Annotated in this window: 22 protein-coding genes and 4 pseudogenes; 8 read left to right on the forward strand and 18 right to left on the reverse strand. The window is 36.9% G+C overall.

Annotated elements, in window-relative coordinates; translation table 11 throughout:
• Nucleotides 1-261: 261 nt before the first annotated feature.
• From hppD to uvrC, 4 genes and pseudogenes are all read right to left on the reverse strand, one after another.
• Nucleotides 262-1,404, reverse strand: a pseudogene (gene hppD, locus Q5W13_RS07075) (4-hydroxyphenylpyruvate dioxygenase).
• Between the two features lie 192 nt (nucleotides 1,405-1,596).
• Nucleotides 1,597-2,160: a hypothetical protein gene (locus Q5W13_RS24725; RefSeq protein ID WP_368662462.1), complete on the reverse strand. Its 564-nt coding sequence runs from the start codon at nucleotides 2,158-2,160 to the stop codon at nucleotides 1,597-1,599.
• Nucleotides 2,157-3,863 carry a patatin-like phospholipase family protein gene (locus Q5W13_RS07080; RefSeq protein WP_368662463.1) on the reverse strand — a complete coding sequence of 569 codons (1,707 nt, stop codon included), beginning with the start codon at nucleotides 3,861-3,863 and terminating at the stop codon, nucleotides 2,157-2,159. The genes Q5W13_RS24725 and Q5W13_RS07080 overlap by 4 nt, the downstream gene beginning before the upstream one ends.
• A gap of 21 nt (nucleotides 3,864-3,884) precedes the next feature.
• Nucleotides 3,885-5,671 (reverse strand): annotated as a pseudogene (gene uvrC, locus Q5W13_RS07085) (excinuclease ABC subunit UvrC).
• 430 nt (nucleotides 5,672-6,101) lie between these two features.
• On the opposite strand from uvrC, the gene Q5W13_RS07090 reads away from it, so the two are divergent.
• Nucleotides 6,102-6,665 carry a 5-formyltetrahydrofolate cyclo-ligase gene (locus Q5W13_RS07090; protein WP_304445842.1) on the forward strand — a complete coding sequence of 188 codons (564 nt, stop codon included), beginning with the start codon at nucleotides 6,102-6,104 and terminating at the stop codon, nucleotides 6,663-6,665.
• A 4-nt stretch (nucleotides 6,666-6,669) separates the two neighbouring features.
• Here Q5W13_RS07090 and Q5W13_RS07095 read toward each other — a convergent pair whose 3' ends face one another.
• The 4 genes and pseudogenes from Q5W13_RS07095 to ileS form a co-directional block, all read right to left on the reverse strand.
• Nucleotides 6,670-7,320, reverse strand: a complete 651-nt coding sequence (locus Q5W13_RS07095; protein WP_304445843.1) for a lipoprotein signal peptidase — start codon at nucleotides 7,318-7,320, stop codon at nucleotides 6,670-6,672.
• A 37-nt stretch (nucleotides 7,321-7,357) separates the two neighbouring features.
• Entirely contained in the window at nucleotides 7,358-7,972 is a 615-nt protein-coding gene (locus Q5W13_RS07100; RefSeq protein ID WP_304445844.1) for a DUF4097 family beta strand repeat-containing protein, read from the reverse strand.
• 70 nt (nucleotides 7,973-8,042) lie between these two features.
• Nucleotides 8,043-8,426, reverse strand: a complete 384-nt coding sequence (locus Q5W13_RS07105) for a TraR/DksA family transcriptional regulator (RefSeq protein ID WP_194533369.1) — start codon at nucleotides 8,424-8,426, stop codon at nucleotides 8,043-8,045.
• Nucleotides 8,427-8,430: 4 nt separating this feature from the next.
• Nucleotides 8,431-11,828, reverse strand: a pseudogene (gene ileS / locus Q5W13_RS07110) (isoleucine--tRNA ligase).
• 192 nt (nucleotides 11,829-12,020) lie between these two features.
• Between ileS and Q5W13_RS07115 the strand changes: the two are divergent.
• Nucleotides 12,021-12,461 carry a hypothetical protein gene (locus tag Q5W13_RS07115; RefSeq protein WP_155597841.1) on the forward strand — a complete coding sequence of 147 codons (441 nt, stop codon included), beginning with the start codon at nucleotides 12,021-12,023 and terminating at the stop codon, nucleotides 12,459-12,461.
• 77 nt (nucleotides 12,462-12,538) lie between these two features.
• Here the strand turns inward: Q5W13_RS07115 and Q5W13_RS24730 are convergent, their stop codons facing one another.
• From Q5W13_RS24730 to Q5W13_RS07135, 5 genes are all read right to left on the reverse strand, one after another.
• Nucleotides 12,539-12,802 (reverse strand): hypothetical protein, encoded by a 264-nt coding sequence (locus tag Q5W13_RS24730; protein WP_368662464.1) that lies wholly within the window; start codon nucleotides 12,800-12,802, stop codon nucleotides 12,539-12,541.
• Between the two features lie 71 nt (nucleotides 12,803-12,873).
• Nucleotides 12,874-14,949: a TonB-dependent receptor plug domain-containing protein gene (locus Q5W13_RS07120; protein WP_368662465.1), complete on the reverse strand. Its 2,076-nt coding sequence runs from the start codon at nucleotides 14,947-14,949 to the stop codon at nucleotides 12,874-12,876.
• A gap of 1 nt (nucleotide 14,950) precedes the next feature.
• Nucleotides 14,951-15,670, reverse strand: coding sequence for a DNA repair protein RecO (gene recO, locus Q5W13_RS07125; protein ID WP_304445845.1), 720 nt, complete (start codon nucleotides 15,668-15,670; stop codon nucleotides 14,951-14,953).
• 145 nt (nucleotides 15,671-15,815) lie between these two features.
• Nucleotides 15,816-17,159: an NADP-specific glutamate dehydrogenase gene (gdhA, locus tag Q5W13_RS07130; RefSeq protein WP_304445846.1), complete on the reverse strand. Its 1,344-nt coding sequence runs from the start codon at nucleotides 17,157-17,159 to the stop codon at nucleotides 15,816-15,818.
• A gap of 89 nt (nucleotides 17,160-17,248) precedes the next feature.
• Nucleotides 17,249-18,403, reverse strand: a complete 1,155-nt coding sequence (locus Q5W13_RS07135; protein WP_304445847.1) for a cystathionine gamma-synthase — start codon at nucleotides 18,401-18,403, stop codon at nucleotides 17,249-17,251.
• An 86-nt stretch (nucleotides 18,404-18,489) separates the two neighbouring features.
• Here Q5W13_RS07135 and Q5W13_RS07140 point away from each other — a divergent pair, with 86 nt between their 5' ends.
• A complete protein-coding gene (locus Q5W13_RS07140; RefSeq protein ID WP_155597836.1) occupies nucleotides 18,490-19,230 on the forward strand; it encodes a DUF3298 and DUF4163 domain-containing protein in 741 nt (246 codons plus the stop codon).
• A gap of 3 nt (nucleotides 19,231-19,233) precedes the next feature.
• Here Q5W13_RS07140 and Q5W13_RS07145 read toward each other — a convergent pair whose 3' ends face one another.
• Nucleotides 19,234-19,695: a DinB family protein gene (locus tag Q5W13_RS07145; RefSeq protein WP_304445848.1), complete on the reverse strand. Its 462-nt coding sequence runs from the start codon at nucleotides 19,693-19,695 to the stop codon at nucleotides 19,234-19,236.
• Nucleotides 19,696-19,781: 86 nt separating this feature from the next.
• On the opposite strand from Q5W13_RS07145, the gene Q5W13_RS07150 reads away from it, so the two are divergent.
• On the forward strand, nucleotides 19,782-20,135 hold the full coding sequence (locus tag Q5W13_RS07150; RefSeq protein WP_194551665.1) for an arsenate reductase family protein: 354 nt from the start codon (nucleotides 19,782-19,784) through the stop codon (nucleotides 20,133-20,135).
• Nucleotides 20,132-21,034 (forward strand): DMT family transporter, encoded by a 903-nt coding sequence (locus Q5W13_RS07155; protein ID WP_304445849.1) that lies wholly within the window; start codon nucleotides 20,132-20,134, stop codon nucleotides 21,032-21,034. The genes Q5W13_RS07150 and Q5W13_RS07155 overlap by 4 nt, the downstream gene beginning before the upstream one ends.
• On the opposite strand, the pseudogene Q5W13_RS07160 reads toward Q5W13_RS07155, so the two are convergent.
• Nucleotides 21,009-21,484, reverse strand: a pseudogene (locus tag Q5W13_RS07160) (acyl-CoA thioesterase). The gene Q5W13_RS07155 and the pseudogene Q5W13_RS07160 sit on opposite strands and share 26 nt — an antisense overlap.
• Nucleotides 21,485-21,606: 122 nt before the next feature.
• On the opposite strand from Q5W13_RS07160, the gene Q5W13_RS07165 reads away from it, so the two are divergent.
• Nucleotides 21,607-22,581 carry an NAD(P)H-dependent flavin oxidoreductase gene (locus tag Q5W13_RS07165; protein WP_304445850.1) on the forward strand — a complete coding sequence of 325 codons (975 nt, stop codon included), beginning with the start codon at nucleotides 21,607-21,609 and terminating at the stop codon, nucleotides 22,579-22,581.
• A 78-nt stretch (nucleotides 22,582-22,659) separates the two neighbouring features.
• Here the strand turns inward: Q5W13_RS07165 and Q5W13_RS07170 are convergent, their stop codons facing one another.
• The 3 genes from Q5W13_RS07170 to Q5W13_RS07180 are packed head-to-tail and all read right to left on the reverse strand — an operon-like array spanning nucleotide 22,660 to nucleotide 24,599.
• Nucleotides 22,660-24,096, reverse strand: coding sequence for an NAD(P)/FAD-dependent oxidoreductase (locus Q5W13_RS07170; RefSeq protein WP_304445851.1), 1,437 nt, complete (start codon nucleotides 24,094-24,096; stop codon nucleotides 22,660-22,662).
• 41 nt (nucleotides 24,097-24,137) lie between these two features.
• The gene (locus Q5W13_RS07175; protein ID WP_304445852.1) at nucleotides 24,138-24,320 is read right to left on the reverse strand and encodes a hypothetical protein; all 183 of its coding nucleotides are present in this window, start codon (nucleotides 24,318-24,320) and stop codon (nucleotides 24,138-24,140) included.
• 3 nt (nucleotides 24,321-24,323) lie between these two features.
• A complete protein-coding gene (locus tag Q5W13_RS07180) occupies nucleotides 24,324-24,599 on the reverse strand; it encodes a UBP-type zinc finger domain-containing protein (RefSeq protein WP_304445853.1) in 276 nt (91 codons plus the stop codon).
• Between the two features lie 111 nt (nucleotides 24,600-24,710).
• On the opposite strand from Q5W13_RS07180, the gene Q5W13_RS07185 reads away from it, so the two are divergent.
• Nucleotides 24,711-25,673 carry a YheT family hydrolase gene (locus Q5W13_RS07185; RefSeq protein ID WP_304445854.1) on the forward strand — a complete coding sequence of 321 codons (963 nt, stop codon included), beginning with the start codon at nucleotides 24,711-24,713 and terminating at the stop codon, nucleotides 25,671-25,673.
• A 164-nt stretch (nucleotides 25,674-25,837) separates the two neighbouring features.
• The gene (locus tag Q5W13_RS07190) at nucleotides 25,838-26,233 is read left to right on the forward strand and encodes a c-type cytochrome (RefSeq protein WP_368662466.1); all 396 of its coding nucleotides are present in this window, start codon (nucleotides 25,838-25,840) and stop codon (nucleotides 26,231-26,233) included.
• Nucleotides 26,234-26,318: the final 85 nt, after the last annotated feature.

The following is a 26,318-nucleotide window of genomic DNA, read 5'->3' on the forward strand; positions in this document are numbered from 1 at the left end:
ATAACCAACCAAACTTTAAATTATGAAAAACCAATACTTAAAGTTGTAAGGGAACCACCCCTTACGAGTACAAATTTAAGGCATACTTTTAATCCTCAAATCGTTTTAACTTACTTTAACTATTACATTAACAGTTCTTTTTACTTACGGCTTAAAATTTGGCATTTCATTAAGAAATTATACTCTTTTCTGATATGAAAATCTACTCTTTAGAGACTGCGTTGCCCATCATGACCTTCAAAAAACTCATTAAAAATTAAATTATAACGTACCTCTTGACTCTTGTTCTCTTTCTATTGCCTCAAAAAGTGCTTTAAAGTTTCCTTTTCCAAAAGATTTAGCTCCTTTTCTCTGGATAATCTCTATAAACATCGTTGGGCGATCTAAAATAGGTTTGGTAAATATCTGTAGTAGATACCCCTCTTCATCTCTGTCAATAAGAATTCCTAGTTCACTAAGAGGTGCCAAATCTTCATCTATTGCACCTACGCGGTCCAACACATCCTCATAATAACTAGAAGGCACCTTTAAAAACTCAATACCTCTTTCTCTTAAAGCCGCAACAGTTTCGATAATATTATCAGTTGCAAGCGCCATATGTTGTACTCCTGATCCATTATAGAAATCTATATATTCTTCTATCTGCGATTTTTTTCTACCATCAGCAGGTTCGTTTATCGGAAATTTAATTCTGCCGTTACCATTACTCATCACCTTACTCATAAGTGCGGTATATTCTGTAGAAATATCTTTATCATCAAAAGATACCAACTGAGCAAAGCCCATTACCTTAGCATAAAACTCACACCATTTATTCATTTCGTTCCACCCCACATTACCTACTATGTGATCTACAAACTTTAGACCTACATCTGTGGGGTTATAATAAGGATTCCAAGCTCTATAACCCGGCATGAATATACCATTGTAATTTTTTCTTTCTACAAAAATATGCACCGTTTCTCCATACGTATGAATACCAGAAAGCACAACTTCACCACCTTCATCTTTAACAGTTTTAGGCTCCAAATAACTTTCGGCACCTCTTTTTGTGGTTTCGGCATAACTCTTAGAAGCATCATCAACCCATAAAGCAATAGCCTTTACCCCATCTCCATGGGCATCTATATGTTTATTGATTTCTCCCCCTGAATTTAATGGAGAGGTAAGCACTAACTTAATTTTATCTTGTTGAAGCACATAAGACACCCTGTCTTTTACGCCTGTTTCAAGGCCCGCATAAGCCAATGGCTGAAATCACAAGGCGGACATATAATAATGGGCTGCCTGCTTGGCGTTACCTACGTAAAGTTCTATATAATCTGTACCTAACAAAGGAAGAAAATCTTCTGCTTCCGGGTTTTCTTTGGGTAAATGCAATGAAGTATTATCTAAAGTTGACATATGTAAATGTATTTTAGTAAAGTAATTATTTTAAAAAGTTGAGAAACAATACAATTGAGTTCATACCTAAGCATGAACTATTATTTACATGGCTAGTTACCACATGGCTCTAAGATGAGCAGTAATATCAACTCTAAATTGTAGCATACAACACAAATATCGGAAAAAAACCTCAACCTTAATCCAAGAAGATTAAAACCAATAGCCTAAACTAAAAAAGAAGCTATTACTCTTACCTTCAGGAGACCAAGAATAATGCATTTGCATGGGCCCTACGAAAGATTCCCAACCATAACCAATTCCGTAACCAGAATAGCTTGGCAGGGTAAACCATTCTCCCGTTCTAAAAAGGTCATCATCTACATTGGCATAATTTGCCGTAAGCATTAAATGGTTTTTTGGCGTAAACTCATAATCTAACCTACCGTATGCCTTTACAAAGGAATTCCCCGGCAAAGCCAAAAAATCGTATCCAAAGAAGGGCGTAAAATTATTTATAAGATTGGTTCCAAAACCTCCTAGAACAAAATCGAAAGTAGAAACATTTGATGTACCCAGCTTAAAACCACCTTCTGCTTCCACATTAAAAGAAAATTTATTTAAAAAAGGTACTGCCGTTCCTATTTTGGCCTTTGCAATTGAAAACTCTTTAAAGTTGTTATTAAAATCCGAGGAAAATACATAAAAGTGAAAATCACCATCAAAATACAATCCCTTAGAAGGAAAATATTTATCGTCATATGAATCAAAAGTCAACTGTCCAAAAGCACTGTAAAAATTACTTTCTCAAGAAACGTTCTATCACTAGAGTTACTTACCGTAGCGCTTGCCTGCGTATCTGCACTTTGCCCTAAGGTAGTAGTACTAACCTTTAAGAACTTATGCTCTATACCCATTCTAAAAGAAAACTCTTCCCGCAAAACGGTTTGGACGTAAACCTGATTGGTAAAATCAGTGATATCTAGATTTATAGAATTTAAATTAGCTGCAGCCTGAAAATCAAAATTACTGCGTACCAAATCAAAACTTACATCTTTTTCAAACTCATTAAAACTAGAATTAAATCCGTAACTCCAATAAAATCCTTTATCTACATAATACCGTAATTTATATCTAATATTATCTCCAATAATAAAGTCGAACGAAGAAACGTCATCTCTAGTAATTAGACTTTTTCTTGTATAATTTAGAATTGCTGCTGTCTTGTAAAGGTTATCATAATGAGCTCCCAACCGTATAAATGATTTGCTCTTATTTTCATCTAAATCAAGAATCATCTCTTGTTCATCGCTATCCTCATTATCTTGTAATTTATAATGAATTGTATGAAAATTACCCGTTGCCATAAGGTTACTAATACCTTGATGAACCCTTGAAAATGTGGTTGGCTTATCTACGTCAAATCTCAATTTTCCTTTTACGTAACCCCTAGAATAATTTTCACTTTCCCTTATAACCAAATGACTAATACTTAATGTATCTGTAGAAACAATACGCTCTCTTTCCTCATTTCTCTTGCTTTGCATGGAAGCCACTTCTTTTAAGGCATCAAAATTTTTCCGTGCTGCGTCTTCGCCACTTTTAATAATTACATCGTCCAGATTAAAATCAATTATGGAATAATCATCCATATTCGGTTTTATGTAGATATCAGTCTTTTTAGACTTTTCTACCATATCAAGAACGGTTTGGTAATTATTAATTTGTAATAAAATCTCTGTGGCGGTTAAAAGAGATTCTCTATCTCTTAAACCATGCTGTACATCAACACCAATTATAATATCAGCGCCCATTTTTCGGACTTCTTCAATAGGGTAATTGTTTACCACTCCACCATCTATTAATACTTTTCCATTAATTCGTGCAGGCTCAAAAAGGGAAGGCAATGTACCACTTGCCATAACAGCTTCCGGCAGATATCCATCTTTTAAAATAACTTCCTCACCTGTTTCAACATCCGTGGCAATACAAACAAATGGTATGGGTAGATCATTAAAGTCATTTATGTTCCGGACTGGATACAAAAATTTGACTAACTCATTATAAACATTCTGACCACCTGAATATGCTGGCGGAACTGATACTTTAAAATTGTCAAAAGGAAGGGTAATTGCATATTTTTCCGAATTCTCTTTTTCGTAAAAAGTTTTAGCACTTCTAGGTAAATTGTCCTGTATAAGATTAGTAAAATCGGTTGCTCTAAAAATCGAATCTAGTTGATCTCCGGTATAACCCGCGGCATATAAAGAACCTACTATTGCCCCCATGCTTGTTCCTCCAATATAATCAACCCTAATACCAGCCTCTTCCAACACCTTAATAGCACCAATATGAGCCATTCCTTTAGCGCCACCGCCACTGAGCACTAAGCCCACCTTAATATCCTTCTTCTCCGAATCTTGCGCTACGGAAAACAAGGTAAATAAAAGTAAACCAATACTTAAAATGGCTTTTTGCATACTATTGTATTCGTCGTAATTTTAGTGAAAAGCTTCATAAATTTTTTTAGCCCTAGACATGCCAACGGTTTCTGTCAGGTTTTCTATGGAAGCTTCTTTTATTCTTTTTACTGACTTGAATTTCTTTAACAACTCTTCTGCGGTTTTCTCGCCAATACCTTCAATACTCTCTAATTTAGAATTTATTGCAGCCTTACTCCTTTTATTTCTATGAAAAGTTATACCGAAGCGATGCGCCTCATTTCTTAATTGCTGAATAATCTTTAAACTTTCCGACTTTTTATCTAAATAAAGCGGAATAGGATCTTCCGGAAAATAGATTTCTTCCAAACGTTTTGCTATTCCCACGATGGCAATCTTTCCTCGTAATCCAAGAATATCCAAACTTTTTAGAGCAGAAGATAATTGCCCTTTTCCCCCATCAATAACTATTAATTGCGGTAAAGGTTCATCTTCGGCAAGCAAGCGTTTGTAACGCCTAAAAACCACCTCTTCCATAGATGCAAAATCATCTGGACCTTCAACCGTTTTTATATTATAATGACGGTATTCTTTTTTAGAAGGTTTCCCATTTTTGAAAACTACGCAAGCTGCAACTGGGTTGCTTCCTTGAATATTACTGTTATCAAAACATTCTACATGCCTAGGTTCTTCAGAAAGATGTAAATCCTTCTTCATCTGCGCCATAATCCGGTTGGTATGCCTATCCGGGTCAATTATCATACTTTGCTTAAAACGCTCTTGCCTATAGAATTTGGCATTACGTTCAGAGAGTTCAAGAATTTTCTTTTTATCTCCTAATTTGGGCACTGTGACTTTTAAATGCGCTTCTACCGGAACCTCAAAAGGAAGGTAAAGCTCTCTGGATAGAGATTTGAATCGCTGTCTTATTTCTATGATGGCCAGTGCCAAAAGATCAGCATCTGTTTCATCAAGTTTCTTTTTTATTTCTAGCGTATGCGAACGTGTAATAGAACCATGGGATAATTGTAGAAAATTAACATAAGCATATGCCTCATCTGAAATAACTGAAAACACATCTACATTATTAATTTTTGGATTAACGACAGTAGACCTTACCTGATAATTCTCTAATACTTCTATCTTCTCTTTTACTTGCTGAGCCTCCTCAAACTTCATTTCTGATGCCAAGGTTTTCATTTGAGACCTGAAATAATTCAATGATGACTTAAAATCTCCTTTAATTATTCTTCTAATATCTTGAATCTGCTCATCATACTCCTCTAAACTCTGAAAACCTTCGCAAGGACCATTGCAGTTACCCAAATGATACTCCAAGCATACTTTGTATTTATCCGCTTCTATTTTCTCTTTTGAAAGGTCATAATTACATGTCCGTAATGGGTACACTCCCTTTATAAGATCCAATAGAATCCTCACGGTTTTCATACTTGTATAAGGACCAAAATACTCACTACCATCTTTAATTAATTTTCTGGTAGGAAAAATCCTAGGAAAGCGCTCATTCTTAATACAGATCCAAGGATAGGATTTATCATCCTTTAAAAGAACGTTATACCTTGGCCTATACTTTTTAATAAGGTTGTTTTCTAGAAGTAAAGCATCAGACTCCGTAGGAACCACAATATGCTTAATGAGCTTTATTTTTTTTACAAGAACACGCGTCTTGCCATACTCATGATTTTTGGTGAAATAAGAGGATACCCGCTTTTTTAAATTTTTGGCCTTTCCTACATATAAAATTTTATCATCTACGTCATAAAATTGATACACTCCAGGACCTGGGGCAACGTACGTAATTGAACTTCTATAGGCACTTGGGGCATTATAAAAATGGTTTAAAAAATTAAGTAGCGGGCACATTGGCTTCTAACACGTTAAATTACTATGTTTTATTAAAAGGGCTTAGTGTTTTGGTGTTTTTTAACGAATACTAAATTCAAACACTATTTGAAAGAACCAAGGGCAAAGCATAATTCAAATGGTAATTTGTAAGATTTTGCACTTAAAAATGCGCAAATTTGTTAAAAAAACACTAAAAAATGCATTTCACCGATAAAAAGTTGCCGTTGACAGTGTTTTGATTGATTTTTTTATTTAGCTTTAAGAATCAAAATCAATATACCACATGGATAAATATATAATAACCCTCGGATTGTATCTCATCTTAATGATTTCTTTTAAGATATATTATACTGTTTCAGCAAAAGAATAGGCACATATACAGTTTCCCCAATTGTACTGAGGTCATAATCAATGCTTAAAAAAGATTTAAGATCGCTATACAAAAACCGTAGACGATTAATAGATAATGCGTCGCTTGAAGACTCTAGTCTGAATATCGCCAACAGACTGCTTAAATTGCCGGTATGGTCACATGACTATTACCACATTTTTTTACCGATTTCGGAAAATAAAGAAATTGATACAACATTTATCTTGTCCATACTTCAAGGAAAAGATAAGAATGTAGTCCTACCAAAAGTAGGAGACAATACTACACTACAGCATTATTTGCTTACTGATTCTACCCGTTTAAAAAAGAACAAATGGAACATACCTGAACCAGTTGATGGTATAGAAGTACCCATTAGTAAAATTGATGTTGTTTTTATTCCGCTACTCGCCTTTGATAAAAAGGGAAATCGTGTAGGGTATGGAAAAGGATTCTATGATACATTTTTAGCAGAATGCAGAGAAGATGTTATCAAAATAGGCTTATCTCTATTTCCAGCTGAAGATGATCTCATAACGGATACCTATGATAATGATGTTCCTTTAGATTACTGCGTAACTCCTTCTGAGACTTACTCCTTTTAAGAAATTAAGCTGTTTCCTCTAAGGTTGTTTCTTCGTCTTCACCTTCTTTACCAAAAGCTCTCTTATTAAAAACAAGAAGAACGCCTACACCCGTGCTAATTGCCATATCGGCAATATTGAATACTGGTTCAAAAAAGCGAAAAGTAGCCCCTCCAAAATAAGGTACCCAATCTGGCCATGTGGTATCTACCATAGGAAAATAAAGCATATCTACTACTTTACCGTAGAAAAGACTACCGTATGGCTCATCTGAAAATGCCGTGGCCAATTGCTGATAACTATCACTAAAAACAACTCCGTATACCACAGAATCAATAATATTACCCAATGCTCCAGCAAAAATTAAACAGACCGCAAGTATTAAAGTTTTGGAGGATTTCTTCTGTATGGTATCATATAACCAATACCCTATTCCTGCAACAGCAAATAGTCTAAATACCGTTAACACCAATTTGCCTGTAGGCTCTGAAATAGGAAGGAAGTCACTTAATTTAGCTCCCCAAGCCGCTCCAGAATTCTCAATGAACAGTATTTTGAACCAACTGAAAACTTCAACGGAATCCCCTAATACAAAATGGGTCTTTATATATATTTTGCTCAGCTGATCAATTAACAATACTGCTATGATAATGAGCAATGACTTCTTTAAATTCATAGTACATCTACAACTTGAATGGGCAAAAATAAGTATATTATTCGGTTTTATTTATTCGGATATTTCCCGTTACGGAAGTCAGCGTATACTTAGACCCCCCTTTTGGAATGTCTTCCTTAGTAATTTTCCCATATTTACTAATAGCATCTATATCTGCCTTTAAGGCATGTACCCATATGCCACCGCTTTGGGTATGCACCTTTACACTTTTAGAAACATTAAAAAGCTGACAATTACCATCGTTTAGCGAAACATCAAGCCCATTGTAATCTCCCTCCGCAATAACATTGCAACTTCTACCAAATACAGTAACATACTTATGACGAGGCAACATGATTTTTAAAGAAATTGAAATGACCTTATGTGCACTAAGCTTGTCATTGGGATTCTTAAAATTGGGCTGAAAACCACTACTTATCATTATAGAAGTACCCTCCTCTTTTATAGATAACAAAAGGTCTTTCTTATACTCACCATCAATAACGGCCTCAACAGACATTTCATGACTTTCCGATGTTTCTAAAACTAATTTATAACAACTGTTTACATCAATATTGATTGCCGTAACCGCATCATTGATCAATGTTTTTTTTACCACCTTTTGCGCAGCTAAGAGATTAAAGACGAAAAAGAAAACAAGAAAGCACTTCATTTTTTCGGGTGTAAAAAAGGCCTACAAGAACTAATTTCTTGTAGGCCCTAAAATTATAATCTTGCTGAAATTACTTCTGCATATTCTTTGCCTCAATACTTAATGTAGCATGTGGTACGAGCTTAAGACGTTCTTTAGCGATTAATTTGCCAGTAACGCGGCAAATACCATAGGTTTTGTTCTCTATACGCAAAAGGGCATTCTTTAAATCTCTAATGAATTTCTCTTGACGTATAGCTAACTGTGTGTTCGCTTCTTTACTCATCGTTTCAGAACCTTCTTCAAAGGCCTTGAACGTTGGCGAGGTATCATCTGTACCATTATTACCATCGTTCATATAAGAACTCTTCAATAAATCTAAATGACTTTTTGCCTTTTCGATTTTGTCCTCGATCAATACTTTAAATTCGGCAAGATCCTTGTCCGAATACCTAACTTTTAAATCTTCTGCCATTATATTAATGTTTTTCAATAAATAATTTAGTTGTTACTTCATCAAAAGAAACCTCAGTTCCTTCATCCAATTTTTCCTCAAAAACAAGTTCGGCGGTCAGTGTTTCAGTCTTAATATAATCTAAATTATTAAATACCGCTTTTTCCACAAAACCGTCTTTAAGAATTTTCACGTCAATTCTATCGGTCACCTCAAATCCAGAATCTTTTCTTATGTTCTGAATCCTATTTACAAGCTCCCTAGCAATACCCTCTTCTCTTAAATTTTCATTGATTGTTACATCCAAAGCTACCGTAATAGGTCCTGAACTAGCAACTAACCAACCTTCAATATCTTGAGAGGCTATCTCTACATCTTGCAATTGTAATGTAATAATTTTATCGTCAATATCAAGTGAAATTTCGCCATCCTGCTCAATTTTTTGGATATCATCTTGATTCAACTGACCAACTGCTTGGGCAATTTTCTTCATATCCTTCCCAAATTTAGGGCCCAAAACCTTAAAATTAGGCTTAATCTGCTTCACCAAAATACCAGAGGCATCGTCCAGTAATTCTATTTCCTTAACATTAACCTCAGACATAATAAGATCAGCAACAGCTTCTATCTCATGCTTCTGATTTTCATCCAAAACCGGTATCATTACCTTTTGTAATGGCTGACGCACTTTTATTTTTTCTTTCTGACGGATAGAAAGTACTAAAGACGAAATAGTCTGCGCTTTCTCCATCTTACTTTCCAAATCCCTATCTACAATTGCTTCATTGTATACTGGAAATTCAGCCAAATGTACACTTTCAAAATCCTCCGTATGAGTCGTATTTGTTAAATCTTTATAAAGTCTATCCATAAAGAACGGAGCAACAGGTGCCGCAAGCTTGGCTACTGTTTCAAGACAAGTATACAGCGTTTGATAGGCCGATATTTTATCTTTCTCATACGTACCTTTCCAGAAACGTCTTCTACACAGACGCACATACCAATTACTTAAATTCTCCTGTACATAGTCTGAAATAGCACGTGTTGCCTTTGTAGGCTCATAATCGGCATAAGCTTCATCAACCGTTTTAATCAACGAATGAAGTTCCGATAAAATCCATCGGTCTATTTCTGGTCTTTCGTTCAACGGAATTTCATCTTCCGAATAATCAAAAGCATCTATATTGGCATACAGACAGAAAAAAGAATAGGTATTATAAAGTGTCCCGAAGAATTTTCGTTTTACCTCAACTATACCTTCTGTGTCAAATTTTAAATTATCCCAAGGGTTAGCATTAGAAATCATGTACCAACGCGTTGCATCCGCACCGTGTTCATCCATGGTTTCAAAAGGATCTGCGGCATTGCCCAAACGTTTTGACATCTTCTTACCCTCTTTGTCCAATACAAGGCCGTTAGACACTACATTTTTATAGGCTACGGAATCAAAAACCATAGTACCAATAGCATGCAGGGTATAGAACCAACCTCTAGTCTGATCTACTCCTTCTGCGATAAAATCTGCAGGAAACGTCTTGCCCTCATCAATGAGTTCTTTATTTTCAAATGGGTAGTGCCATTGTGCATATGGCATGGAGCCACTATCAAACCAAACATCAATAAGATCGCTTTCGCGTTTCATGGGTTTACCTGATGCTGATACCAAAACAACATCATCCACAATATTCTTATGCAGGTCTATTTTATCGTAATTCTCTTCGGATAGATCACCGACTATAAAATCATCGAAAATATCTTTTTTCATTACCCCTGCAGCTACTGCCTTTGCCATTTCCGACTTCAACTCAGCTACTGAACCGATCATTATTTCTTCTTTGCCATCTTCTGTTCTCCAGATAGGAAGAGGAATACCCCAATACCTAGACCTAGATAGGTTCCAGTCATTAGCGTTGGCCAACCAATTCCCAAAACGGCCTTCGCCAGTTGATTTTGGTTTCCAGTTAATTGTCTTGTTCAATTCAAACATGCGATCCTTAACATCGCTGATTTTAATGAACCATGAATCTAACGGGTAATATAAGATAGGCTTGTCCGTACGCCAGCAGTTAGGATAACTGTGAACATACTTCTCTACTTTAAAAGCCTTGTTCTCTTCTTTTAATTTTATAGCAAGCTCTACATCTATTGATCTTTCAGGTTCTTCGCCTGTTTCATAATATTCGTTTTTGACGTATTTGCCGCCAAACTCTTTCATTTCGGGACGAAATCTACCTTGCAAATCCACCAAAGGAACTGGATTATTATTTTCGTCAAGTACTAATAATGGTGGTATTTCTGGCACAGCCTGTTTTGCCACCAAAGCATCATCCGCACCAAAAGTAGGCGCAGTGTGCACAATACCGGTACCATCATCTATGGTTACAAAATCTCCCGAAATTACACGAAATGCGTTTTCAGGGTTTTGATATGGGAGTGCATAATCTAGTAATTGCTCATATTTAACACCTACTAAATCCTTACCCACAAATTCTTTTACGACATAGAAAGGAATTTTCTTGTCACCAGATGTATATTCTAATAATTCTGGTTTTGTCTCAACTTGTTTAAACTTCCCAGAAAACTGTTTACCTACCAAGTTCTTGGCAAGTACTACGTTCATAGGTTTAAATGTGTACTGATTGTACGTTTCCACCAAAACATAATCAATCTTTGGCCCAACAGTCAATGCAGTGTTGGAAGGAAGTGTCCATGGTGTAGTTGTCCAAGCCAAGAAATAAACATCACCTTCGTTCTGAAGAAAGTCTGGCAATGATTCTTCTATAGCTTTAAATTGTGCAACAACCGTTGTATCCGTAACATCTTGATACGTTCCTATTGGTTTAATTCATGCGAACTTAAACCTGTACCCGCTTTTGGCGAGTAAGGCTGAATTGTATATCCTTTATAAATTAGGCCTTTATCATATATCTCCTTCAATAACCACCAAACGGATTCCATATATTTTGGCTTGTAAGTAACGTATGGGTCTTTCATATCTACCCAATACCCTACTTGCTCCGTCATACGGTTCCATACATCAGTATAGCGCATGACCGCCTTTTTACAGGCTGCGTTATATTCTTCTACGGAGATTTTTTTACCAATATCTTCTTTAGTGATACCCAATTCTTTCTCAACACCCAACTCAATTGGTAGTCCATGGGTATCCCATCCAGCTTTTCTTTTTACCTGAAAACCCTTCATGGTCTTGTACCTAGGAAAAATATCCTTGATAGTTCGCGCCATTACGTGGTGAATCTAAGGCATACCGTTTGCCGATGGTGGACCCTCGTAAAATACATAACTAGGTTTACCCTCTCTAGAGGAAACACTTTTTTCAAATATTTGGTTTTGTTTCCAGTAATCGAGTATATCCTCAGCTACTTTGGGCAAATCCAATCCTTTATATTCCGCAAACTTCATAATAAGTGGCTCTACTGCATTAATTTAAGGCTGCAAAATTAGGGATTTTTACCCGAATTAAGTCGATTTGAAAGAATTGAAATACGGCATGAAAAACAACTTTGTAAGAAAAATGTTAAAATATAGCGTCCAAAATGTCGTTTGATACGTATATCACAAAAACAATTAAACAAAACTTTTAAACACAAAATCATGAAAAAAGTAATTTTAGGTTCCGTTTTAATGCTTGCCTTGAGTATGTCTTTCGTTTCTTGTAGAGAAGCTGCTGATAAAGCAAAGAGTGCTACAGACGAAGCTGGTGCTGCAATGGAGCAGGCTGGTGAAGATGCTAAAGAAATGGGATCTGATGCCATGGATAAAGCAAGTGAAGCAGGTAGCGAAGCTATGGACAAAGCTGCTGAAGCAGGTGAAGATATCAAAGCTGGTGCAGAAGATGCAGCTAACGATTTAAAAGCTAAAGCTAATGAAGCTGGTGAAGATATCAAAGCAAAAGCTAACGAAGCTGCTGCAGATGTTAAAGATGCCGCTAGTGGTGCTGCTGACAAAGCAACGGACGCTGCTAATAAAGCTGGTGACGATGCTAAAGCTGCTGCTAACAGTGCTGCTGATAAAGCAAAAGCTGCTATCAACTAATTATAAGTTATACTTATTATAACGTAAGAACTACCAATGGCCGGGGTTCTTTATTTTTACACCTTTTTTTTGTATTACTAAAACCGGTATCCCAAACCTAGAACCAAATTTATACCTGGAGCAGAAATTCCCGAAGAATACGAACGATACCGTTGATCCGTAAAATTCTCAAGGTTCAAAGAAACTTTAAGAGCGCTCGTAACTTCATACTGCGAACGAATATTTAAGGTATACCAAGACGGAGAATACGGATTACCATGTACATCCGTTGCATAGATGTACTCTTTACTACGTTCAGAAGTAGCTAAATCATAAAACGGAATCTCTCCGTTATAATTCAAGAACAAATCTGTTTTTAGTCTTTGATTCTTATAAACTAGGTGTAAATCACCAAAAGTAGGTGACACATGCCTTATGGAGACTCTGTACCATCCTCTTCTTCCTCAATACCCTCGGTGATAGTTAGATTAGAAACCACTGAAATATTATCCGTAAGGAAAGCTTCCACCCCAAATTCAAACCCATAAACAAAAGCCTTCGCAGCATTTTGAATAGCCTGTACGCTGCTCAATTCGCCATTGTACATAATTTCATCTTCTCCATCAAACAAATAATCTCTACGCACCAAAGCATCTACCAAATAGGTATAGAACGCCGCACTTTTAAAAACCAACTTGTCATTAAAATTCTTTTGAACGCCCAATTCCATATTATAGGCATACTCGGGTTCTAAGTCAGGATTTGGAACTACCACGGCATAAGGCTCAGAATCAAATATTTTGCCAACGTCATCTATATTAGGTGCTCTAAACCCTGTTGAACCGTTTAAAGTAATTTGTAGATCTGCCTTTGGAAACCAGCTGAATCCCAAACTACCGGTTAATGCGCCATTATTAAGATTGGCATCATCAAAAGGAAACGGATAATAGGTCTTATCAAAAGCAGCATCAATCCAAACATGACTGTACCTAAGACCAGAAAGTAAAGTAAAATTAGGCTTGGCTTTATACTCCCCGTTTACATAACCCGCCAAAGTTTGCCAAGTAGAGCCATCAGGATATCTAGAAGCTGTACCAGAAACTATATTGGTTTCTATATCTTCTTGACTACCGACAGAACCTACTTTATTAAATATGTATTCACCTCCATAATACAAACGCAGGTTACCTATCTTTTTATTTTCAAAATCGATGTTAGTAGAAATCGCATCTACTTTCTCTTCTGTTGAATATCTAATTACGTCCTGAAAACCCCTATCATTTCGGCTTTCCTCAAAATGCTGATATGCGGTGGTTATCTTTAATCCATCGTAAAAAATACCCTTACCCCGTTTATTCATCTGTAAATTACCCATGAACCACTTCTGAGGCCCATAATACCATTCTGCAGAACGAAGCCCATCTCCCGCCTTATCTGGTCGTATTAAACGATCATATCTGGCGTAATCCGATGTTTCGGAATAATGAAGACCTAAGTCGTATTGCCAAGTATTGTTAGGTTTATAGGCTATTTTTTGCATCAAATTAAATTGATTATAACCTGTAGGATTCTGCTCTTTAGGGTTTTCATTGGACACAAGAACATCAGCTCCATTGACTGTTGATACATATAGATTTCTTAAATATGAGTCAGGGCCGTGAGAACCCATTTTCATGTCATCAAAACTATTATATGAAGCGCTCGTTAGAAAAGCCCACTTCTTTTTACCCAAATTAAAATCTACATGAACCGTATTCTCTGTATTGACCGAAGCAAAACGATAGCTTGCGTTACCGGAAAAAGAGAGACTTTCAGAATTTGAGAACTCTGCTTTCTTGGTGTAAAAATTCATAACGCCACCAATAGCATCACTACCGTAAATAACGGAACCTGGGCCAAAAATTATCTCCGTACTTTTTATTGAGTAGGGGTCTATTGAAATTACATTCTGAAGGTTGCCTCCCCTAAAAATGGCATTGTTCATACGCACACCATCTACGGACAACAATAAACGGTTGGTAGCAAAGCCCCTAATCATAGGACTACCACCTCCTAGCTGACTTTTTTGCACAAACACTTTACCACTGTTCTGCAATAAATCTGCTGAAGTTTGTGGGCTTGAAAAAGCAATGTCTCGTGCATCTATAACCGTAATTTTATTAGGGATATCCTTCTTCTGCTGCTCCCATTTTGAAACCGACATGACCACCTCATCAAGCTGTTCTGCTTTCATTACCAAAAAAAATCGGTTTCCATGCCTACGGATTTGACCACGGGTACTCTTTCTTAACTGATAACTGAGATGACGAAAAGTAATACGTTCTTCTTGTTTAAAAATACTTAGGTCTACCTTTCCATCAAAATCAGTAAGTGCCGTTTTTGTATGGTCATTATTGTAAATAGCAACGTTTCCTATAGGTTCACGGGTATCCACATCCAAAACCGTGGTCTGCTGCGCAAACCCCACTTGAACACATAAAAAAATAAGTAAAAACAAAACTTTGTTCATACTAGTTAAAGACTTCGTTTAAGATGGCAAGGGATTTTGGTTTTCTAAATCCCTGTAAATGCAACTCATAGAACAATACAAGCGATTGTAAAAGCTCTTGACGGTTACTTTTGTTCATTTTGATATGATGTATCTCATCAAAATTTATGCCCAAGAAGGTTTTAAAATAAGTAAGATTCTCTCCAATCAAAATTGGATTCAAAGAAAGCGAATTAGTAAACTCACCTTCTAACAAATCAAAATAACTTGACTCTATCTCATTTGTATCCGGATAAAACCCCAAATACCGAGTTAAGCGAACCAAAAAATAAATATGAAAATTAGAGAATCCGCTTTGTGCATCCAGCCATTGCAGAGAGACTTCTATGAATTCAAAAAGAGCTTCGTTTGCTTCTTCCTCATAAATACTATTGGCTAGCATTTCGGCCAGAAATAAAGTCATGGCATTTTTAGAAATATCGGAATGTAGCGTCTGGTACGGATAATTTATTTTAGCCTCTTTTATACTTTCTAAAGAACCTTTATTCCTGTGGTTGGCAACAATTTCTAGTTGGGTCAAAGGCTGAAAATAAGCAGTTTTCAATTTCCCCTTTTTGGAAGATAAAACCCCTCTTAACAAATAAGACTTTATACCACCGGAATTTGTAAAGGCTTTTACAATTAAACTTGTATCACCGTATTTAAGAGATGTAAGAACTATAGCTTTGGTAGTTACCTGCATTTATAAGGGTGGCTTTACAACAAAGATAACTTTAAATAGTACCAAATTGAACATTACAATATTAGGAAAGGAAGTAGTACATACTGAAATAAAAAGCCTGCAACTTTTAGAAGTTGCAGGCCTAAATTAAAATAGAAAGTTTCTTTTATATAACACCTTGCGCCAACATGGCATCGGCAACTTTTACAAAACCTGCAATGTTTGCACCTTTTACATAATTACAAAAGCCGTCCTCTTCTTTTCCGTATTCAATACAAGAGTCATGAATGTCTTCCATAATATCACGAAGTCTTTCATCTACCTCTTCTCTTGTCCAACTTATACGCAATGAGTTCTGTGACATTTCAAGACCAGAAGTGGCAACACCACCAGCATTGGAGGCCTTACCTGGAGCGAACAAGATTTTTGCTGCATGGAATGCATGAACTGCATCTGCATCACAAGGCATATTCGCACCTTCTACAACACACATACAACCATTAGCCATTAGTTTTTTAGCGTCATCAACTAACAGCTCATTCTGAGTTGCACATGGTAATGCTATATCACATTTTATTTCCCAAGGCGTTTTACCTTTATGGTATTCAGAACCTTTATACTTATCAGTATATTCAGATATTCTACCACGTCTCTCGTTCTTCAGGTCCATTACAAAGGCTAACTTCTCTGTGTCAATACCTTCTGGGTCATAAATGTAACCAGCAGAATCAGATAGTGTTACAACTTTACCTCCCAACTGAATAACTTTTTCAGCAGCGTATTGCGCTACGTTACCAGAACCAGAAATAACAACGGTTTTTCCGTCAAAAGTTTCGTTTTTGGTTTTAAGCATACTTTGAGCAAAATATACCGTTCCGTATCCTGTTGCTTCGGGACGAATTTTAGAACCACCCCAAGAAAGACCTTTACCTGTAAGAACACCGGTAAACTCATTTCTAATTTTCTTGTACATACCAAATAAGAAACCAATCTCACGAGCACCTACACCTATATCTCCCGCAGGTACATCTGTATTAGGACCAATATGGCGACAAAGTTCCAACATAAATGCGTGACAAAAACGCATAACCTCATCATCTGACTTTCCTTTCGGGTCAAAATCCGAACCTCCTTTTCCTCCACCCATAGGCAAAGTAGTTAGACTGTTTTTAAAGACTTGTTCAAAAGCCAAGAACTTTAAAATACTGGCATTAACCGAGGGATGGAACCGCAAACCACCCTTGTAAGGTCCAATAGCAGAGTTCATCTGAATACGATAACCTCTATTTACATGTATCTCTCCTTCATCATCTACCCAAGCTACTCTAAATGAAATAAGCCTTTCAGGCTCCACCATTCGTAACAAGATATTCTTACCATTATATATTTTATTTTTAGCGATATATGGAATTACCGTTTCAGCAACTTCTTGCACCGCTTGAATGAACTCGGGCTCATGCCCGTTTCTCGTTTTGACTTCTTCCATGAAGTCTCTAATCTTAATGTCCATAACGAAATTTTTGTTGAATTTTGATTATAACGACAAAATTATGTTATTTATATAACTCATAGGGCCTTTTTTTAAAAATCCGCTAAAATTTAATCAATTGCCTGTTCTAGATCAGCAATGAGATCTTCAATATCTTCAATACCAACACTCAACCGAATCAATGCATCTACCACTCCGCTTTTTTCTCTTTCTTCCTTAGGAATACTACCGTGAGACATACTAGCCGGATGTCCTGCTAAACTTTCAACTCCCCCTAAAGACTCGGCCAAGGTAAATACCTCTAATTTCTCCACAATCTTAATAGCATCTTCATAACTACCTCCTTTGGTTACAAAAGAAATCATACCTCCAAAACCACTCATTTGACTTTTGGCGATATCATGGTTTGGATGACTTTTAAAACCAGGCCAGTATACGCTTTCAACTTTAGGATGTTTCACTAAATAGTTAGCTATAGCTTCTCCGTTCTCACAATGGCGTTGCATGCGCACATGTAGTGTTTTTATACCCCGTAACACCAAAAAACTATCCATGGGTCCACAAATGGCACCGCTTGCATTTTGAATAAAGTAAAGCTCGTCCGCAAGTTTTTTATCTTTCACAATTAATGCTCCCGCAACCACATCACTATGTCCGCCTAAATATTTAGTAGCAGAATGCATAACGATATCAGCACCCAAATCTAACGGAGTCTGCAAGTAAGGCGTTGCAAATGTATTATCTACTGCCATTAACACTTCATGTTTTTTGGCCAGCTGAGCAACCGCCTTAATATCTATGATGTTCATCATTGGGTTCGTAGGAGTCTCTACCCAAATGAGTTTGGTGTTTTCAGTAATGGCAGATTCAATCGTTGCGGCATTTTGCATGTCCACGAAGTTGAACTTAATCCCAAATTTCTCAAATATCTTTTTGAACAATCTATAAGTACCTCCGTACAGGTCATTAGTGGAAACAACTTCATCACCAGGACTCAACAATTTAATTACAGCATCCATAGCAGCAATGCCACTAGCAAAGGCTAAACCATACGCGCCGTTCTCAATACTTGCCAAAGAATTTTCCAAAGCTGACCTTGTTGGATTAGCACTTCTTGAATACGCATAACCCTTATGACCACCCGGTGTAGTCTGCGCATAGGTAGACGTCTGATAAATAGGAGGCATCACCGCGCCATAAGCTGCATCCGGTTTCTGACCTCCATGAATTGCCTTACTATTAAATTTTAACGTTTTTTCGCTCATTTTTTATAATTATTCGTGTAAATCTATCGTTATATTTGATATTGGATAACCCATTATCGTTTGCTTCACCCCAATGAACTACCTATATGAGAACCCAAGTTACCTATATCATTTTGCTTTTAGTCCTTGTTGGATGTCAAAAAGAGAACAAACTAACCTTTGAGACATTAAGTCTTGACGAGACCCGTTGTTCTGAATGTCCCAATGTAGAAATTAATATACCCAAGGCTCTTGAAAACTCAAAGATTGCAGAGAGTATTAATACTGCCATTGATGAGGAAATCATAGAAACCCTTAATTATGATGATGAATTAGAAGCTACTTCCATTAAGGATGCGGTTCAATCCTTTAGTAACGGCTATTGGGAACTCAAAAAATTATATCCAGAAGAAGCTACAAGCTGGGAAGCTAAAATAGAAGGCAAAGTTTCTTATGAGAACGCAGATTTCATCTCGATTGAACTCAACTCCTATATTTTTACCGGAGGTGCCCACGGCTATAGCTCTCAGCATTTCTTGAACTTTGATAAAAACAAAGCGAAAGAATTAGAAAACTGGGAGATTTTTAAAGACCGAAAAGATTTTGAACAATTCGCTGAGCAAAAATTCAGAAATCAAGAAAAAATACCTCTAGAAGGTCCAATTAACAGTACCGGGTTTATGTTCGAGAGTGATACGTTTTACCTCCCTGAAAACATAGGGTTTACCAAGGAGGGCATAAAACTACTCTACAACCCATATGAGGTTGCTTCATATGCCGATGGCCCAATAGTTTTGACTTTGCCATTTACAGACCTCAAACCTTATTTGGTCAACAGCAAATCGTAATTTTTATTTTCCTACTACTTTAAGCAAAGCAGTGATGGCACCTGAATGCAACCCTTCGTGGTATGCATTAAAAGCAAGGGCATCGTCTGTTGAGCTTAAAGTTACTCCAGCACTGGTAGTATACTCCTTATATTCTTGAAAAAGACCAGCCTCATAGTCCTCAATCATCCATTCTAAAGTAGAAATCAAGAAGTCTGCGATTATCATCATTTCTTCATCCGTGGCTGTTCCATCTGGCGTTGTTCCTTTCATGAACTTTTGAACCAGTTCATCTGAAACACGCATTTTAAGATGGCTAAACTTATACACCAATACCTGTGTTGTAATTACCGTATGAGCAATATTCCACCAAATATTGTTATTGAAGCCCGCTGGAATTTCAAGTAATTGCTCCTTGGGCGTTTCGGTCAATATTTTATATAAACGTTTTCTATTCTGTAAAGTAACATCAAAAAGTTTTTTCAAAGCATTCTCGTTTTAAAGTGGAGGTTAAAAATAGTACAATTGAACTGAATTGGGTTTCTTTGTAAAGTGAAATTATGTTAAGAAAGATGAAAAAAATCTACCACCTCAGCACCTGCGACACTTGCAAACGTATCCTTAAAGAACTCCAACCTTTAGACGGTGTTGTTCTTCAAGATATTAAAACCGAAGCTATGACTACCGAACAGGTAGAACAAATGCAGAAACTTGCTGGAAGCTATGAGGCCCTTTTCAGCAAGAGAGCTCGTCTATATAAAGAAATGGGACTTAAGGAGAAACAGCCGTCAGAAGCAGAATTAAAAGATTTGATTTTAGAGCATTATACTTTTCTTAAACGACCCGTCATAATTGTAAATGACCAAATTTTTGTGGGCAATAGCAAAAAAGTAGTTGAAGCGGCAAAAGACGCCTTGCACAATTGAATAAACGCACACTCGCCATATTAGCCGCTGTAGGAGCAACGATTATTTACGCCCTAAACCACACCATTGCCAAAGGAGTAATGCCAAATCATGTGCAACCATTTGGGTTTATCATGTTACGGGTTATTGGAGCATCTATATTATTCTGGAGTATTTCATTTTTTGGACCGAAAGAAAAAATAGAAAAAAAAGATTACCCAAGAATGTTTATTTGCGCACTGTTGGGAATGGGTCTGAACATGCTAGTTTTCTTTAAGGGCCTTGCCCTTTCTACTCCAATTAACAGTGCGGTCCTAATTACTACAACGCCTATTATCGTTGTATTGCTTTCTGCAGTTTTGATTAAAGAAAAAATTATTCCCCAAAAAATAGTAGGCATCCTTGTTGGCCTTTTAGGTGCATTGGGCCTTATTTTTTTCGGAACTGAAACAAGACAAGATGCCCCTAATATTCCTTTAGGAAATTTTCTTATCCTAATTAACTCCGTATTTTACGGCTCTTACCTGATTGGAGCAAAAACTCTAATAGCTAAATACCATCCGTTTACTTTTATGAAGTGGTTGTTTACTATGGGGATATTTATTTGCCTTCCGTTCGGGTATCACGAATTTATTGCCATAGACTGGCCCAACCTGCCTTTTGAAGCTTTATGGAAAATTGTATTTGTAGTCTTAGGAACTACATTTTGCACTTACCTATTTAATATTTTTGCCCTAACCCAGCTCAAAGCCTCTACATTAAGTGCCTTTGTATATATTCAACCACTAATAGGCATCCTTTTTGCCGTTGCCACTGGGCAAGACAAACTAACCACACTTAAAATAATAGCTGGCTGCTTGGTATTTTTAGGAGTGTATTTGGCCAGTAAAAAACCTAAACCAAATCCTTTGGGGTCCTAGCGAACTTTCTGGTATCTTCCTTGGTGAGTACTCTAAAACCTTCTGCTTTTTCAACAGTGCTGAACTTTTCCAACAAATCATCTGTTAAACCAGTTAGCTTTCTTGTTTTTAAATCTATCCAAGCTCCCATCATTTCACAATGGGCAAAATTTCTTCCCTTGTAATCATAGAAATTATGATGAAATTCAAAGAACTGCGCATCTTCGCTCATTCCCATAATTTCCATAGAAACCTTCACGGGTTTTATGGAAAAGCTTCTTTGAAATAGTACATATGCTCATAAAAAACGACAGGACCTATTTCCTTTTCCAACAATGTTTTATGGCTAAAGCCTATTTCAGTTAGATAAGTCATTCGCACGTGGCTCATAAAATTCAAATAAGCAGAATTGGCCAAATGGCGATTCGCATCAACGTCGCTCCAGCGTATTTCAAAGTCTTTTAAGTACATATTTTATGAATTAATTTATTATGCATGCATAAGAATAACAAAAATAGCATAGTTTTGAACAAGAGAGGAATTTCTAACCTAAAAATTTAAAGCTATTTTTAATTGTTTCTAAAACTAATGATATGAGCGCAAAACCTTCTTTTATAAACGAATTGGCACTACCTGTAATTGCCGCCCCTATGTTTTTGATATCAGGGCCTAAACTGGTTGTTGAATGTTGTAAAAATGGAATTGTAGGGACCTTTCCGGCACTAAACCAACGTACTAGCGAAGGTTTTGAAGAATGGCTCATAGAAATAAAAACAGAACTTGATGCATTTGAGAAGGAGACCGGTAAAAAAGCGGCCCCTTTTGGTGTAAATCTTATTGTTCACCCTACCAACCCAAGACTTGAAGCTGATGTAAAGCTCTGCATAAAACATAAAGTACCCGTTGTTATTACTTCTTTAGGTGCAGTTTCTATGGTTGTAGACGCTATTCACAGTTACGGCGGACTCGTATTTCACGATATCATCAAAAAACGTCATGCAGAAAAAGCTCAAGAAGCAGGAGTAGACGGATTAATTCTAGTCGCAGCTGGTGCAGGCGGCCATGCGGGAACTATTAATCCTATGACTTTGGTTGCAGAAATAAAGAAGTTCTTTCACAAGACTATTATTCTTTCTGGATGTATCAGTACCGGCCGCGATATTGCTTCAGCTATGCAAATGGGAGCTGACTTGGCTTATATGGGTACCCGATTTATTAATACCGATGAAAGCAAAGCATCTATCGAATACAAGAAAATGATTATTGATGCCGGTGCAAATGATGTAGTATATACCGCTTCCATTTCTGGTGTTCATGCCAATTTCTTGGGAGCTAGTTTAAAAGCAGCAGGAATAACCGAAGAAGACCTTAAAAAAGACACTAAAATAGACTTTGGAAAAGAGCTTGATACCGAGGCAAAGGCATGGAAAACTATCTGGTCTGCAGGCCAAGGTTCTGCATTGATTGAAAATACCCTTCCCGTAGCTGACCTAATTTCTGATTTGAAAATGGAATTTAAATCCGCCATCCAAGATCAAATCATGCTTTTAGAAAAATATCCAAAATAAAAAATATTTAGAAGCAAGAACGTGGTCGTTAGCTTATGAAAACATATAGCTACCGACCACGTTTTATTCTTTTGAAGTCTAAGCCTGTAAAGGCCCTTCTATGGCCTTTAATTCTCCTAAGAACTGATGTACTTGACTAACGGCCATTGAACCTTCACCCACGGCAGAAGCAACCCGTTTTACAGAACCTTTACGTACATCGCCCACAGCAAAAAAGTAAGGTATGCTAGTTTCTAAAGATTGCGGTTTCCTTTTGGTATAAATATCACACATATACAGTTCTTCTTCATCAATGCCCGGGCCAGTACAAACAAAACCTTTTTCATCCGTAGCAACAATACCTACTAACCATTCAGTACAAGGTTTGGCTCCAATAAAAGTAAATAGGTTCGTAATATTCATTTCTGTTTTTTCACCGTCACTATTTTCTAGAACAAGGGATTCTAAATGATGGTCCCCATGCAATTCGGTTACCTCAGAATTTAATTGCACATGAATATTTGGCGCTGCCACTATACGTTGCACAAGGTAGTCGCTCATTTTCGAGCCCAAATCACCTCCTCTAAGCACAACATGTACCTCTTTAGCGTAATCTGCCAAAAATAATGCTGCTTGACCTGCAGAGTTTCCTCCACCCACAACACCTACCAACTCGCTTTTACAAGCCGAGGCATTCATTCCCGTAGCGGAATAATATACGCCACTACCCTCATATTTATTGATATTCTCAATAGGCAATTGGCGGTAATTGGCCCCTGTAGCGGCCATTAAAGACTTTGCTTTGATTACTTTTCCATTAGTAGCGGAAAGCACAAAATGAGTTCCAGTATGTTCAATTTTTTCAGCCCTATGCGGAATGGATATATTACATCCAAACTTTTGAGCTTGTACATAAGCTCGGTTAGCAAGATCTCTTCCAGAAATCCCCGTAGGGAAACCCAAGTAATTTTCAATTTTAGAACTCTTTCCTGCCTTACCACCATAAGGCGCGTTACTATCTATAGTTACAACACTTAATCCTTCTGAAGCTGCATACACACTGGCCGCTAAACCAGATGGCCCTGCTCCAATAACCAGCAAATCAAAGACCTTATCTTCAAAATCCATCAACACTCCTGAAAAACGAGCAACCTCATCCAAAGAAGGTTTCATATGTAACTGACCTCCGTTACAAATCATAAGAGGCAAATCTTTATTAGAAAGGTCAAAGCCTTTGAGTAAGTCATTGGCCTCACTACTCTTATCTACATCCAAGAAATTATACCAGATATAGTTTTTATCCATAAAATCACGAATGGCATAGGCTTCCTTAGAATTACCTGAACCCACCAACTTAATACCCCCTACAAATTCGTTCAAAATTGCATCTTGACGTTGCAAAAAAGCATTCAGAAGTATATCGCTTAAATTACTATGTTGAGCAATGGCTTCTTTTAATTTTGCAGGGCTAACACGTATAAGCTTAGAACCTGCTTTGGCTATAGCTCTAAATTGTGCTCCTCGATCAGATAACATACCACTATCTCCCGAAAACTCATTTTTACCATGAGTAACGACTATCTTTTTATCATTATTAGGGTTGAGTATGGCAATTCCCCCTCTAGGACAACGAAAAAATCATATCTAAGTTGACCTAGTTCAAAAACTACAGTTTCTTCAGAGAAAGATTCTATCTCACCATATTCCTTTAACGTATTTATATGGTTTTGTGGTAATTCCGGAAATCTAGGATCGTTCATAATTTAGTAATTAGCAATTTGTTCATCTTCATAACACCAAAGCCATCGTTCACCCAGTTCTGCACTACTTATTACAGGGTGACCGCTTGATTGTGCGTGTTTACTTGCATGCCGGTTGGGAGAGCTGTCACAACAAAGCGTTTCACCACAGGTTTGACACGTACGCAAGTGTAACCAATTGTCGCCTGTTTTTACACATTCGGCACACTTGTGTGCTTTTGCCTCTTTTACTTCTGTGACCGCATCTAAATGCTCACAATTTCGTGTTATTTTTGACATGGCTAAATTTACAATAAAGTTTCACATGCGAGATTATGCTAAAATGTCATTCATTTCCCATCGTATAAACAGCCAATTTAAATTACTCAGCTTCTAAACAATTCATATTACATGCCTGTTCTAGCTTCAGATTACAACCCTACTTTTATATTCAAAAACGGACATCTATCTACCGTTTATTCTGGTCTTTTTAGGCGAATAGAAGGGTTGGAGCAACAGCGAGAACGTTTAGAGTTAGCGGACGGTGATTTCATTGACCTAGACTGGAGTTATTCCAAAACAAAATCAGAGAAAGTGGTCATACTATTGCATGGCCTAGAGGGCAATGCTCAGCGCCCTTACATAACCGGAAGCGCAAAAGCTTTTAATGTAGCAGGAATTGATGCCTGCGCTGTAAATTTTAGAGGATGTAGCGGAGAAACCAATCGTCTTTTTCGTTCGTACCATTCCGGTGCAACGGAAGATTTGGATGCTGTTGTGCAATGCATTTTAAAGCAAAAAAAGTATACTGAAATTTATATAAAAGGAGTGAGTTTAGGTGGTAATATGGCTTTGAAATATGCTGGAGAAGAACGCGTGCTACCTCCAGAAGTAAAAGCCGTTATAGGTGTTTCGGCACCTTGCAATCTTCATAGTTCATTAAAGGAATTAATGTCCCCAAAAAATTACCTCTATGCCAAACGTTTCAAAAAACACCTTATTGAAAAATTATACCCTAAACAAAAAATGTTTCCTGATAGCATATCCTTAAGTGACATCTCTAGCATTAAAACCTTAAAAGATTTTGACGACATTTATACGAGCCGAGCACACGGTTTTAAAAATGCCATAGATTATTACGAGAAATGTAGTTGCCGGCAATTCTTACCTAATATTAAAATACCCTCTTTAATAATCAATGCTAAGAACGATTCTTTTTTGGACGAAGAATGTTACCCATATACCGAAGCTGAAAAAAACCGGAATCTTTATTTGAAGGTTCCTGAATTTGGAGGACATGTAGGCTTTATAGCACCTTCTAACATCTATTACTCAGAAAAAACAGCAATTAAATTTGTGCAAGACATGGTTTAAATTTAGTGAATCATTATATTAGCATCGTTAATAAATGGCCCTCAAGCCAACTCGAATATTGAAACAAAGCATAAGATGAAAAAATTACTTAGCGTATTGGCCCTTGGTGCCCTACTTGCCAGCTGTGGTGAAGAAAAAAAGAAGAGAAAAAAGGTGGTTTTGAAATGAACAGAACCAAAACCGAAACTAAAGCAGTGGAAGCCAAATCTGAAGGTGTACCTGTTGATATGGATAACCAAGGTGTAGGTAAATACAAAGATATTTCTTTTGATGCTGATATTAATGCTGAAATGGCTACTGCCGGTGAAGCAAAATTTAAAGCAGTTTGTACAGCTTGCCATATGGTAGATAAACGTTTAATCGGCCCTGCATTAAAAGGTGTTTATGAAAGAAGAAATCCAACATGGGTGATGAACATGATTGCAAATCCTGATAAAATGATACAAGAAGATCCAATTGCAAAAGCACTTCTAAAAGAATACAACAATGCCATTATGTTAAATCAGAATCTTTCTGACGAGGACACAAGAGCTGTTGCAGAGTACCTGCGTACGCTTTAATAGCATTATTTTAATACCAGTATGCCGTTATCCTATTTATTTTAGGGTAACGGCATATTTTTTTTCAATATATTAGTAGCTCTCA

Origin of the sequence: Zobellia laminariae (genome assembly GCF_030553095.1) — a bacterium.
In the GTDB taxonomy this organism is placed as follows: domain Bacteria; phylum Bacteroidota; class Bacteroidia; order Flavobacteriales; family Flavobacteriaceae; genus Zobellia; species Zobellia laminariae.